Raw genomic sequence first — 12,911 nt, forward strand, 5'->3', positions numbered from 1 at the left:
TCCGGATTCCGTCGTAGGGTGGTTCGGTCCGACTGCCCATTGGCGCGCCACCCATCGTTTGCACAGGTTCCGGGGGATTCATGTCGTTCGACACCGAGTGGTCTTCGGTCCGTTCCGAGTCGACTTCGAATGTCGGCATGCGTTTGAACCAACTGCCTGCAGAGGGGGGTGGCGGCAGCAGTACCGCCGATCTGCAGGCCAATCAGGACAAGCTGGGCGTTATTGGCAATGCCGCATTCCTCCTGCACGGCCGATTGAACACGGTCGGGAAGAAAGCGAATGCGAGCACGTCGGAAGCGGCGACGATGATGACCGCCAACGGTTTCCGGACCGGTGCCGCGATGGCGACGGTGCACGAGACATGGGGCTCTCAGCTGCAGACGCTGCTCGATGCGTGCGCGAACATCTCGAACCATCTCGATTACAGCGCCGCATCGCACGCGCAGGACGAGAAGGACATCGCGGCGTCCCTGAGCGTGTCGAAGATCAACGAGTACCTGAAGTAGGCGGGGAGCCATGCTGACGTTCGACAACGTGTACCACGCTCCACTCGACAAGCTGAAGGCGTCGGTGGACGACTGGTCGAAAGTGACGACCGACCTCGAGACGCTCGCCACCGACGCGCGTTCCACGATGGCGGCCAAGGCGAAGGACGACTACTGGCGCGGCGTGAACGCCGAGGTCACCAAGCCGTTCGTCGACAAGACGGCCAAGGAGTTCGACGACGCGGCGAAGGCGGCCAAGGGGATCAAGCAGATCCTGTCGGACGGGTACGAGGCGTTCAAGAAGGCCAAGGACGACCTCAAGAAGCTCGTCGACACCGAGGCGCCGGCCCAGCATCTGCTCATCACGGCGCGTGGCAAGGTCGAGGCCAAGCATCCGCTGGAGAGCGACTGGACTGCTCAGCACGACGCCGATTACGGACCGGCGCTGCAAGCGCAGAGGGCCAAGATCGAGGCCATGCAGAAGCGTGTGGACGCGATCGTCGAGACGTGCGACGACGCGGACATCGCCGTGTCCAACGCCCTCAAGGCGAACATCACCGGCGACAAGCACAACTTCAGCGCCCCGAAGTACAGCAGCATCGACGCAGAAGAGGCCCAGCGGGCGGTCGACCTCGCGAAGAAGGGCCGTGAACTGTCGCACAAGGAGCTCGAGCAGCTCAACGAGCTTCTGAAGGACAACCACGACTCGAAGGTGTTCTCGCGGACCTTCTACGACGGCCTGGGGCCGAAGGGCTCACTCGAGTTCTTCGGTCAGTTGTCGACCGACACGTACGACTTGTCGAAGCAGGACAAGGAGCGATTGAAGGACGTCCAGGAGCTTCAGAAGAATCTGGGTCTCAACCTTGCCACAGCAACTGACCCGACTGGCAAGGACGACAAGTGGACCCAGAAGTGGGGCGACGAGATGCGCAAGTTGGGCACCGAGCGCATCCCGTTGTCGAAGCACGACTACGGCGGTCCTTTCGGGTACCAGCTGCTCGGCGGCATCATGCGGTACGGCAACTACGACCCGAAGTTCTTGAATCCGATCGCGGAGCATGTGGTCCAGTTGCATGCCAAGGACCCGTACATGTTCGCCGACTCGAAGAGCATGGCCGGTTACGACAAGTATCCCTTGAACCCGTCGGGCAAGAACGGATCCGGCTACGACCCGGTCGTCAGCATGCTGGAAGCGCTCGGGCACAGCCCGGAGGCGTCGAAGGAGTTCTTCTCGTCCGCACCGAAGGCGTACAACGAAGACGGCACCTATAAGGGTGGCGTTCCGAAGGGCGCGGACGGCAAGGAGATCACGAGCTACTTCGACTACTTCACAAACAAGGACTACAAGTCGTTCCCGGACATAGTCGGGCATGGTCTGGATGAAGCCAAAGAGTCGTTGAACTTCATGCCCGACGCTTTCGGGCACGCCCTGGAGTCGGCGACGCTCGGTCACGCCTACGACGATCCGAACCCCAACCTTGTACGCGACGGGGCGTCCGCCGACCTCATGGAGAAGGTCGTCGAAAAGTACGGGGGAGACCCGGAGTTCCTCAAGAAGAACCACTCGGCGCTGGCCGACAGCCTGGGTCATATGGGTGCGGGATACGTTGACGACATCAACTGGGCCTTGAACGAGAACGAATCGGACAGTCTCTACGCGCCGGACAAGAACACGGAGGCGCACGGGGTCTTCGGTCGTGACGGGGCACGCCAGTTCCTCAGCGCACTCGGTCAGTATCCGGATGCCTATGCCTCCGTCTCTACAGCCGAGCGTGTCTACACGAGCAGCATGCTCGAGGCGCAGGTCGGTCCGGGGGGCCAGATCAATGAGGCGCACGCACGAGAGGTGGCGCGTACGGGTTCGGAGGTCCAAGGCATGTTGGACCAGTCACGCGCCGATCAGGTCGAGGCCGAAGGGCTCAAGAAGGACGAGGAGTACAACAAGGCCCTTGAGAAGCGCTCCGCGTGGATCAAGTTCGGCGCCGTGGCTGCGGTCGGCGCAGGAGTTGCCTTCCTGCCGGCGACGGCGGCCGGTGCCGGCATGGCGGCCATCCTGGTGCCCCTTGCCGTTGACACCGCGAGCGGAGCCGTTGGGGAACAAATCGGCCAAGTGGTCGGTGACTGGACAGAGACCAAGCAGCAGGACAGCAAGGACGACATCCAGCTTCAACGGCGGGAGATCTTCAGAGCTGGAGAACTCACAGCTGAATCGCCGATGAAGCACTTCATGCAAGAGCACAACGTCGACCCCAATGGCGATTTCGGTCAGGACATGGAGGAAGCTGTGATCTCCGGCTACGGCAAGGGTATCGACCGCGAGAATCAGCAGGGCCATCGTCCCGAAACAGATGACTGAGTGAAGTGACTGGAGAAACGAAGGTGCGAAGGAGCGCGGCAGCGGCGATTGCCGTGGGTGTCCTCCTGGCCGCGGTGGCCTGTACGGAGGGTGGCGACCCCGAGGGGGGTAAGCATTCCGAGGGAAAATTGGTGGGAGCGGCCCAGCTGTGCGACGGTGCCTTTCGAAGCCCATCGGTTTCCAGGGCGTTGGAGATGGTGACGGGCGCCAGCGAGTTCGATCCTGAAGGGACCGGAGAAGGCCTTGAAGGTGCCGCTGAAACACTGAAGGCTGAATTCGGCCAGACGGACGTTTCCACGGGAACCGAGGTCGAGCTCTGTTCCGTCTATACGTCTGACTCCTCCGACCTGGACGATGTCAGTGTCGAATTCGCGCTGGACGGCGGTGAATTTCTCGACAGTTCGGAGCATGCGGACGAGCTGACGCCGTACAAGGTGGGGCGAAAGGCGCTGGCAGGCTCCAAGCGGGCTTCTCTCTATTTCGAATGCGTCAGCCCGCTCCTTGGCGGCCAAGCGGAGAAGGCAGTCATTCTGCGTGGCGAGATCTCGAACAGGGACGAGCCGACCGGCGACGTGCAGCAGTTGCGCGAGGCGAATCTGACTCTGCTCAATGCCGCGGCGTTTGCACTGGCTGGGGAGCTGCGATGCGAGAAGCAGGGGGGCTTGTCCGAAACCGCGACGCTTGACCGCGCTTGACCGCGCGGAGGTGGTGCAGAGGGGCGGCGTCATCGGCAACATGTGCACGCGCGCGATGCGTCCGGCAAGCCCTTCGACGGAGCCAGCCAGCGCACGAGGCTCGGTCGCGGTCTGCTGGATTTTGATGCGCGTCGGCAGGGTGTTCCTCTGGACGCCCTCGGCTCAGTGGAGCCGGTGGCGGCAGAAAGGGACGGGTCAGTCGCAGTTCAGCTCGCGCTGCGCGAACGCCACGAATTGCTTCAGCAGCGCGGGGAGGGCTTTGCGAGGCTCAGGATTTCCGGGCTCGTCGTACGTATGCAGGGTAAGTTCGATGTATTGCCCTGGCGTGGAAGCAGCATTTGAAGGCACGCAGGTGAAGTAGGAGACAGCCCCGTTGTGCCAGACGATGCCCCTGCTTCCTACGTTGATTGGCGTCGGGCTCGCCTTCTCGTAGGTAGTCCAGTCAATCTCGTCTTCGAACTCGCGCAGCGCGGCATTCGCACTAAACTGTGGGATTCCATCGATGTCGAGCGAGCAGTTGGCGGTGTCCGGGCCTTCCGCCAGCGCAAACGGTCTGGAGCGGATGTCGGCTTCCTCGCCGACCGCCAGGAAGGGGAGCAGGTCCTTGCTGGAAAATAGATCCCAGCAGAGCCTTTCGGGTAGTTCCGGTACGGCCTTGGCCTCGTCTTGAGAACAGCCGGTCAGGGCTGACTGCAAGAGCATAAGGGTCAGGGCCGCCGTGACGACGCTTCGTAGTTGACGCATGGGTACTACCCCTTGGGCTGCGAACTGGCCACCAAGCCACGGCCAACGGAATGGGCAGCGCCCATTTGTGTCGAAGCGGAGCCCTTGTACTCCAATATTTGCTCGGGCGGGATGTCCGTTCCCTTTGCTGCCGCTTCGACTGCTGCTGATGCGGCAGCTTTGGCTGCCCCTTCTGATTGTGTGTAGCCAGCGGCAGACTCTCGTCGCGCTTGGTCTGACGGGCTACTTGAAGTACTTGTCGAGCGTGGCGATCGCGGTCAACCTGCCCGCGATGTCGGCATCGTTGCCGGCGTGGTCCACCCGTGTGTGGTCCAGGTGGTTGGAGATCTGGCCGCATGCGTCCAGCAGAGCCCGCAGCTGCGCGTTCCACCGGTCGTGGACCTTCAGTAGTTGCGGTCCGCTGACGAAATTGCCGTTCGTCAGCGCGTTCGCGGCCTCGAACGTCGATGGCCTGGCGTGGTCACCGTCCCGTGACAGCCTGCCGTGGAGGAGGTAGGCCTCATGGCCGACCGCTCCGAGGTCGTCCTGGTTGACGCTCAGGTCGGCAGTTCTTCCGGAGTGGGGGCCTCCGCCCCGTCGGAATGATTGAGCCGCATTTCCACTGCCTGGGAAGCGCTGGCCCTCGCGGCGGCCCACTCCTCGTTGAACCTCACGCTTCCTCCTACCCCGTTGGACCGACCGCGTCCTGGTCGGTCCGACCGGCGGTTTGTGGCGGAGCACGACCCTAGCGGAGATCTGTCCGCACCCGTACGCAGATGCAACAGAGGGTATTGGTTTGGCCAAGTTCGGAAGCCGTACCGCGCTCAGCCGAGAACGGGCAGGGCCGTCAGCTCCTCACCCGCCGTGACGAACAGCCGGTTGCCGCTTCCCAGGATCATGTGGTTGCCCACGTCCCTGGGGAGGTCGTGTGTCCAGGCTTGCTCGCCCGTGTCGAGAGCCATGGCCCACAGCTGAAGTTCATCGCCGTCTTCGGGGCGCGAGTTGATGGCGCACACCGTGTTGCCCTGCAGGGCCACGGGGCTGTACATGAAGTACGCCTTCGGGGACCTCCACGCCTCGGCCCCGTCGGAGATCCGGTAGCCGAGGACGTAGTGGCCCTGGGTGGCGTAGACGATCTGGCCGTCGACCAGCGGAGGACCCGCGGGACTCATCCTGCCGTCGACCACCTCGCTCTTGGCCCACAGCTCCGAGCCGTCGGCGAGGCTGCGGGCAGTGAGCGTGGCCCCGTTGAAGAGGACCACATCGCCCTTGACCACCGGCCGGATCGGCGCGAGGTCGATGGACGCCTGATCGGCGAAGTCCCACACCGGACGGCCGCTGCCGGCATCGACGGCGACGACATGGCCCATGCCCGAGGCCACGATCAGGCGGCCCTGTGCCGCCACACCCGACGGCCGGCGCTTCTTGGTGAGGTCGGCCTTGGGCCGCACCGTCCACTGGATCTCGCCGTTCGCTCGGCTGATGCTGCGCAGCCGGCCGTCCTTGGTGCTGACGTACACGGCGGAGTCGTCCGTGGCGATGACCTTGTGAGCGGCTGCCGGCGCCGTCCACCTCGTCTCGCCGGTGGAGGCTACATACGTCACCAGCCGGCCCTTTGTGTCGACGGCCGCAACGAGAGCGTCCGACAGGGAGACGAGCCCCGCCTCCTGGTCGATGTCCTGCGCCGTCCAGCGGCGCTTTCCGTCCACGACACCGTGCGCGGCCAAGCCTCCGCCCAGGGCGCCCGCGATGACGACATCACGCACCGTCAGTACCGTTGCCTGCCTCGCGAGCGCCCGTATCGGGCCCCAGAGCGGGACCGGCTTCCCCTCGGCCGGCGCGGCAGGACGCGCTCGGGGTGTCTCGGCGGCGGGCGGGAGCGCGAAGGGATCCGGCTCCTTGCCGCCCAGGAGCCACCAGGCCAAGGAGCCGCCGCCGCCGGCGGCGAGGGCGGTGCCGCCCACCGCGAGAGAGGTGATCATTCGGCGCCGCGAGACGCCCTTCGGTGCCTGGCCCCCCGGGGTCAGCGTGGTCATCTGGTGGGCCGTGTGCGCCCGCTGCCTGATCTCGTCGGCCAACGGGCCGTGGCGCCAGATGCGTTGTGCACCTCGCGACGGTGCGGCGGCTGACACGATCTGGGCCGGAGTGGGCCGGTGGGCGGGGTCCTTGCCGAGGCACTGGCCGATCAGAGGCGCGAGCTGTGCCGGTACGAGGTCGAGATGCGCGACACCGTGCACGACTTCGTACTGCACGGCCGCCACATGCGTGCCGCTGAATGCCTGCGATCCCGTCGACGCGTACACCAGGACGGAGCCGAGCGAGAACACGTCCGCCGCAGGGCCGACGCGGTGTCCCATGACCTGCTCGGGTGCGCCGTAGCCGGGAGTGGCCGGCACCTGGCCGGTGGTCGTCAGCGTGAGGCCGTGCTCGGGGCGGGCGATACCGAAGTCGATGACGCGGGGGCCGGTCGACGTGAGGACGATGTTGGCGGGCTTGAGGTCGCGGTGGATCAGGCCTGCGGCGTGGATGTCCGCGAGAGTCCTGGCGAGGCCCGCGGCCAGCACGCGCACCGCCTGTTCGTCGAGCGGGCCATGGGCGCGGACGGCCTGGTCGAGCGTCGGCCCGGTCAGGAACTCGGTCGCTATCCAGGGCCGTCCGCCCTCCGTCTGCGCACCCAGCACACGTGCCACGCCCCGGCTGGTGACGGCCTGCGCCATCCTGGCTTCGCGGACGAAGCGCTTGGCGAGGCCTTGGTCGTAGGCGAGTTCCGGCCGCAGGACCTTCACGGCGGCGGTCGAGCCGGTGGCGTCCTGGCCGAAGTAGACCTTGCCCATGCCGCCTTCGCCCAGTACGCGGAGCAGACGGTACGGGCCGAGTCGGAGCGGGTCACCGGTGCCGAGGGGTTTCATCGAGGAGCAGCTCTTTCCGGACGTTCGGTCATCAGCGGAGCTCGTAGCCGGCGAAGAAGTCCTTGCCCATGCCGATGATCCTTTCAGGGATGCCGTCATAGGCGAAGAAGCGGTCACCGGGAGCCTTGAAGCTCTTGACCGGCGCGCCCGTCATCTCGTCCACGGCTCGCATCAGGCCGGTCTTGCTGCTGTGGCTGTAGACGTACGCGTATCCCGGGACGGGAGGGTGCGTGATGTCGGAGTCCGCGCCGGCGCCGCCCTTCTCGCGCCACTGAAGCTCTCCGGTGACGAAGTCCAGGGCCACGAGCCCTTGGCCTTCCTCCACCGCGTACACCCACTCCCCGACCGCCGGCGGCCCCGTGCGGCGCTGGGCGCGGCCGACGCCGAACGCCCACTTCTGCTTGCCGTCCTCCAGCGCCAGCGCTCTCAGCTGTCCGGTCGGGGGATAGACGTGGGCGAGGTCGACCTCCAGCAGCCCCTGTATGTCGTCAGGATCGGAGACGTCGAGCGGCTGTTCCCATCGGAGCTTGCCCGTCCGCGCGTCCCGAACCGAGAGTTCGACCTTGCCTGCCGGTGTCTCCTGGCTCAGGACCAGGTGGTCCTCGCTCACGCGGGCGGCGAGGAAGTGGAGCCGACGTGATGCGGCGGGCATGGACGGCAGCGGCTGTTTCCACAGGGTCTTGCCCGTATGGACGTCGACGGCGAGCAGGAACCACTGCTGCCCCTCGCCGTATCCGATTCCCTGGCCGGAGTTGGTCCCCCGCCCCGCGACGAGGTAGACGACGTCGGCCTCGGCGCAGAGCAGCTGAGTCGCGGCAAGTCCCCCGTTGAAGTCCTGCAACTCGACGGCATCCGGGGTCAGGGAGGGACCGCCGCTCTTGATTGTCCGGATGACGAGGGGGCCGTTGCCGTCGGCGCCGGGCTCGCTGCCGTACACCCTGTCCTCGTCGGAGGCGCACCTGTGCACCGGGGCCTTCAGCAGCGAGGCGATCTCGGTGCCGCCCGACGAGACGTTGATGGTGCGCATCCCGTTGTCGTCCGCGATGACAAGGGAGGCTCCGAAACGGAGGGGAGCGGGAGGCCGCAGCGCTGCCTCGGACGTGGACAGTGGCAATCGCCACAGCCAGTCCCCCTTGGGGGCGGGTGGAGTTGTCGGTGAAGGCTTGGCGTCGGGCTTGCCGTTCCTGTCACCACTTCCGCTGTTGAACCAGGTCCAGGTTCCGGCGCCGAGTGCGGCTGCGGTGACGGCTGTTCCGCCCGCCAGTCGGAGGAGCCTGCGGCGGGTGAGAGGGGTGGGGGATGCGGTGCCTTGGTCTTGGTGTGCGGGTTCTTGGGGGGTGGGGAGTCGGTGAGGGTGGTGGTGCCAGACGTGGGTGGCGCGTCGGGCGATGTCGGTCAGGAGGGTGGGGGGTAGGTGGTCGGCGAATTGCCCCTGCCCGTCGTGGAGTTGAGTGGTGAGTTCTTGTGTGGTGGGGCGTTGGGCGGGGTCTTTGGCGAGGCAGCGGCCGATGATGGGGGCGAGGGTCGGTGGGAGGCCGGTGAGGTCGGGTTCGGTGTAGCGGATGCGGTAGAGGAGGTCGGCTGCTTGTCCGGTGCCGAAGGGTGGCCGGCCGGTGGCGGCGTAGGTGAGGAGGCCGGCGAGGGCGAAGGTGTCACCGGCGTGTGTGTGTTCCTGTCCGGTGGCTTGTTCTGGGGACATGTAGGCGGGTGTGCCTGCGGCGGCGCCGGTGCGGGTGAGGTGGTCGTCCCCTGCGGCGCGGGCGATGCCGAAGTCGATGATCTTGGGTCCGTAGGCGGTGATCATGACGTTGGAGGGTTTGAGGTCGCGGTGGACGACGTCCGATGCGTGGAGTTGGGTGAGGGCTCCGGCGAGGGCGGCTCCGATGGCCCGGACGGAGGTTTCGGGGAGGGGCCCGCAGAGGTCGACGGCGTCGTCGAGGGGTGGGCCGAGGACGTATTCGGTGGCGAGCCACGGTGTTTCGGCGGTCGGGTCGGCGTCGTGGACGGTGGCGCCGTGGTGGCCACCGATGATGCGGGCGGCGTCGGTCTCGAGGTGGAAGCGGCTGCGGGCTGCCGGGTCCGTGGCGATGGCGGCGTGCATGGTTTTCAGCGCCAGGACGCGTCCGCCGGAGGTACGGGCGAGATAGACGGTGCCCATGCCGCCATGACCCAGCCGAGCCAGCAGGGTGAACGAGCCGATCGTGACGGGGTCGGTGTGGGACAGGGGAGCGAGCATCGGCGTCAGATCCTGGAAGCGGTCCGGGGGGCACGGACTTCGGCGGCCAGCACTTCCGACGACTGACGGGCGATGGCCGCCACCACCCGCCCGGGCAGCCAGCCGGGTGCCAGGAGAGCGCCGGCGGAGTCCAGGACCGTGGCCGCGGGCGCGGCGGACGACGGGGGCAGCGCATGCAGGAGTTCGGGCGCGGTCGGACGGGCGGCCGCGTCGCGGGTCAGGCAGCGCGCGATCAACGGCCGCAGGAAGTCCGGGAGTTCGTCGCTGTCGGGGACGGTGTGGCCGGTGGCCGCATAGGCCAGGACCGCACCCAGGCCGTGGATGTCGCCCGGCGGGCGGGGGCGCCCGCCCGCCGCAGCCTCGGGGGCGAGGCTGCCGGGCTCGAGGCCGAGCAGGCCGGTGCGGCGTTCGCCGTCCGGTGCCGCCGCGCGTGCCGCGCCGAAGCAGGTCAGGCGAGGCCCGTCCCAGGCCAGCAGTACGGAGGTGGGGGAGACGCCCGCGTGGGTCATGCCGGCCGCGTGCGCGCCCGCGAGGGTCTCGGCAAGCGCCGCGCCCAGGGCGCGGACGGTGCGTTCGGGCAGCGGACCACCGTGTACGGCCAAGGCGACGGGCAACGGCAGCAGCGGGAGATAAGGGCAGGCGTACCAGGGGGCCTCGGGCGTCGGCGAGAGCTCGGTGACCGGGAGGGTCCACGGGCCCTGGAGGCGGCGGGCCGCGTCCGCCTCGACGAGGAAGCGGCCGGCATCGGCGCCTTCGTGCGGCGCGCTGATCAGGACCGTGCGCTCTCCGTCCGCGCTGCGCGCGATGAAGCGCTGCTCTGCGACGGCGGGGAAGCCGGGTCCGGTCGGATCGAGGCGGGTGAGGAGGCGGTACGGGCCGAACCGGTGCGGCCCGCTCTGCCGTGGCCGTTCCGTCTGTGCGCGTTCCATCTGCGAATCCCCTAGACATGACAACGGCACAGGAGCCTATCGGCGGTCCCGCGACCCCGGTGGGCGGCCCCTGGTGTTCCGTATGCCCTCTTTAGGGGCTGATTCGTATAGTTGTTGCGGTATGCCGTCGGCGAGGCGACGCGAGCCCGAGGGGCCGGCGGCACGAGCAATCTCATGTATGGGACAGGCTCACTCTTATGTCCCGTGAGCACCTGGTCGAGCTCGAGGGCATCCTCGTGGAGCGCGCGAGAAGGGCAGGGGGGTCACGCTGCATCAGGACGTCGACCAGGCCGCCGCCGGGGCGGCCGGCCGGGCGCTGTGGGGGCGACGTCATCGGGATGCTGTTCCTCGTGCCCCTGCTCGGCGCCGCCGTGGGCGCGGGGGCGGGAGCGCTCAGCGACACCGGGGGTCAATGACGACTTCATGCGGAAGGTGAGCGCCGATCTCCGGCCGGGCACCGCCGCGGTGTTCGCATTGGTCAAGCAGGCGTCCGCGGACAAGGTCGTCCTCGAGATCGCGCAGTACGGCGCCGGCCGGTGCAGACCTCGCTCAGCCCTGAGGAAGAGGAACACCTCAGGACAGACGGCTGCCCCCTCGCGGGGAGGGGGCAGTCGTCGCCGTGTCGTACGTCCACCGAGGCCGCCGTGCACCGAGGCCGTGACCGGATTCGAACCGGTGTAACTCGAGTTGCAGTCGAGCCCCTGGGCCACTCGGGCACACGGCCGTGTCTTCCAACTCCTCGACCGTACGGGGCCGGTGAGGCGGGCCTCAAGGGGGCGGTCCGTGCCGCAACACGACTGCCATGCGCCGTTCATGGTCCTACGACGAAAGGACCGGACGGGCCCCGCCGAACGACAGGGCCCAAGGGCACTCTTGCCCCTTACTCTTGTGCCCATGACCGTCCCCCTCGAGCCGAGTGACGCCGATGTCGCTCCACGACCCGCCGCAGCCGCCGAAGCCTGTGCCGACGACCACCGTGACCACGGGCGCGACGGCGACCACCGTGGCGACGGACACGGCGGACGGCACGACGACCCGCAGGCCGCCGAGGAAGTCGCCGCGCAGGTCGCGGAGCAGGTCACCGCGCTGGGCACCGAGCAGGACGGCAAGCGCCACGGCGCGCCCGCCGGCCGGCCGGACCGCACGGACCACGGCAGGCAGAGCGGTGTTCTCGGTCGTGAGCACCGGGCGCTCAGCATCGGCATCGTCGCCGTCGTCTTCCTGATCGCCTTCGAGGCCACCGCCGTCGGTACGGCCATGCCGGTCGCCGCCCGCGAGCTGCACGGCATCCCGCTGTACGCCTTCGCCTTCTCCGCGTACTTCACCACCAGCCTGTTCGGCATGGTCGTCAGCGGGCAGTGGGCGGACCGCAGGGGCCCGCTCGGTGCGCTCGCGGGCGGGATGAGCGCCTTCGCCGCGGGGCTGGTGCTGTCGGGCACCGCGGGCGTCATGTGGGTCTTCGTGCTGGGACGCGCCGTGCAGGGCCTGGGCGGCGGACTGGTCATCGTCGCGCTGTACGTCGTGGTCAGCCGCGCCTATCCACGGCGGCTCCAGCCCGCGATCATGGCGGCGTTCGCCGCGAGCTGGGTGATCCCGTCCGTCGTCGGGCCGCTCGCCGCCGGCACGGTCACCGAGCAGCTCGGCTGGCGCTGGGTGTTCATCGGCATCCCCGCCCTCGTCGTCGTGCCGCTCGCGCTGGCGCTGCCCGCGATCCGGCGCACGGCCGCCGGGCCCGCGGACGTCTCCGCGCCCGTGCCGCCCTTCGACCGGCGGCGGATCCGGCTGGCCCTCGGCATCTCGATCGGCGCCGGCTTCCTCCAGTACGCCGGCCAGGACCTGCGCTGGCTCTCCCTGCTGCCCGCGGCCCTCGGCGCGGCCCTGCTCGTACCGTCGGCGCTCGGCCTGCTGCCCGCCGGGACCTACCGGGCGGCGCGCGGCCTGCCGTCCGTGGTCCTCCTGCGGGGCGTCGCGGCCGGGTCGTTCATCGCGGCCGAGTCCTTCGTCCCGCTGATGCTGGTCACCCAACGTGGGCTGTCCCCGACGATGGCCGGCCTGTCGCTGGCGGTCGGCGGCGCGACGTGGGCGCTGGGCTCGTACGTGCAGTCACGGCCGCGGACCGAGCCGTACCGGGAACGTCTGGTGGTGTTCGGCATGCTGCTGGTCGCCGCGGCCATCGCGACCGCGCCGAGCGTGCTCATCGAAGCGGTCCCGGTGTGGACCGTCGGGGTCGCCTGGGGCTTCGGGTGCTTCGGTATGGGACTGGTGATCGGCTCGACCAGTGTGCTGCTGCTGAAGCTGTCCGCACCCGAGGAGGCCGGCGCCAACTCGGCCGCGCTCCAGATCTCGGACGCCCTGTCGAACGTGCTGCTCCTCGCTGCGGGTGGCGCGGCGTTCGCCGCCCTCGGCGGCGGCGCGGCGGGTGCGGCACACGCCGTGTCCGACGGCGTCTCGGGCGCCCACCCGGCGGCTTTCGCGGCGGTGTTCCTGCCGATGGCAGGAGTGGCACTGGCAGGGGCGTGGGTGGCGACCCGGCTGCGGGTGGAGAGCAGCTGATACCGCTTGGTACCGCTTGGTACCA

Annotated in this window: 11 protein-coding genes and 1 tRNA gene; 6 read left to right on the plus strand and 6 right to left on the minus strand. The window is 68.2% G+C overall.

Features of this window, described 5'->3' with window-relative positions:
• Positions 1-80 precede the first annotated feature (80 nt).
• The 3 genes from GLX30_RS21945 to GLX30_RS21955 all read left to right on the plus strand — a co-directional run bounded on the left by GLX30_RS21945 (position 81) and on the right by GLX30_RS21955 (position 3,536).
• The gene (locus tag GLX30_RS21945) at positions 81-506 is read left to right on the plus strand and encodes a hypothetical protein (RefSeq protein ID WP_159691590.1); all 426 of its coding nucleotides are present in this window, start codon (positions 81-83) and stop codon (positions 504-506) included.
• Positions 507-516: 10 nt separating this feature from the next.
• Positions 517-2,841, plus strand: coding sequence for a DUF6571 family protein (locus tag GLX30_RS21950; protein ID WP_159691592.1), 2,325 nt, complete (start codon positions 517-519; stop codon positions 2,839-2,841).
• 194 nt (positions 2,842-3,035) lie between these two features.
• Positions 3,036-3,536 (plus strand): hypothetical protein, encoded by a 501-nt coding sequence (locus tag GLX30_RS21955; RefSeq protein WP_159691594.1) that lies wholly within the window; start codon positions 3,036-3,038, stop codon positions 3,534-3,536.
• Between the two features lie 195 nt (positions 3,537-3,731).
• On the opposite strand, the gene GLX30_RS21960 is transcribed toward GLX30_RS21955, so the two are convergent.
• From GLX30_RS21960 to GLX30_RS21980, 5 genes are all read right to left on the minus strand, one after another.
• Positions 3,732-4,280, minus strand: coding sequence for a hypothetical protein (locus GLX30_RS21960; RefSeq protein WP_159691596.1), 549 nt, complete (start codon positions 4,278-4,280; stop codon positions 3,732-3,734).
• Between the two features lie 222 nt (positions 4,281-4,502).
• Complete coding sequence (locus GLX30_RS21965; RefSeq protein ID WP_347879781.1) at positions 4,503-4,916, minus strand: hypothetical protein; 414 nt, start codon at positions 4,914-4,916, stop codon at positions 4,503-4,505.
• A gap of 167 nt (positions 4,917-5,083) precedes the next feature.
• Positions 5,084-7,168, minus strand: a complete 2,085-nt coding sequence (locus GLX30_RS21970; RefSeq protein ID WP_159691598.1) for a serine/threonine-protein kinase — start codon at positions 7,166-7,168, stop codon at positions 5,084-5,086.
• A 31-nt stretch (positions 7,169-7,199) separates the two neighbouring features.
• Positions 7,200-9,404 (minus strand): serine/threonine-protein kinase, encoded by a 2,205-nt coding sequence (locus tag GLX30_RS21975; RefSeq protein WP_159691599.1) that lies wholly within the window; start codon positions 9,402-9,404, stop codon positions 7,200-7,202.
• 5 nt (positions 9,405-9,409) lie between these two features.
• The gene (locus tag GLX30_RS21980) at positions 9,410-10,333 is read right to left on the minus strand and encodes a serine/threonine protein kinase (RefSeq protein ID WP_159691601.1); all 924 of its coding nucleotides are present in this window, start codon (positions 10,331-10,333) and stop codon (positions 9,410-9,412) included.
• A gap of 197 nt (positions 10,334-10,530) precedes the next feature.
• Between GLX30_RS21980 and GLX30_RS35430 the strand changes: the two genes are divergently transcribed.
• On the plus strand, positions 10,531-10,749 hold the full coding sequence (locus tag GLX30_RS35430; RefSeq protein WP_244258247.1) for a DUF1269 domain-containing protein: 219 nt from the start codon (positions 10,531-10,533) through the stop codon (positions 10,747-10,749).
• Between the two features lie 7 nt (positions 10,750-10,756).
• Positions 10,757-11,014, plus strand: coding sequence for a DUF1269 domain-containing protein (locus GLX30_RS35435; RefSeq protein WP_244258248.1), 258 nt, complete (start codon positions 10,757-10,759; stop codon positions 11,012-11,014).
• Here the strand turns inward: GLX30_RS35435 and GLX30_RS21990 are convergent.
• A tRNA-Cys gene (locus GLX30_RS21990) sits at positions 10,986-11,057 on the minus strand. The two genes, GLX30_RS35435 and GLX30_RS21990, sit on opposite strands and share 29 nt — an antisense overlap.
• Positions 11,058-11,227: 170 nt before the next feature.
• Between GLX30_RS21990 and GLX30_RS21995 the strand changes: the two genes are divergently transcribed.
• Positions 11,228-12,886, plus strand: a complete 1,659-nt coding sequence (locus GLX30_RS21995; protein ID WP_159691603.1) for an MFS transporter — start codon at positions 11,228-11,230, stop codon at positions 12,884-12,886.
• Positions 12,887-12,911: the final 25 nt, after the last annotated feature.

Source organism: Streptomyces sp. Tu 2975 (assembly GCF_009832925.1).
Taxonomy (GTDB): domain Bacteria; phylum Actinomycetota; class Actinomycetes; order Streptomycetales; family Streptomycetaceae; genus Streptomyces.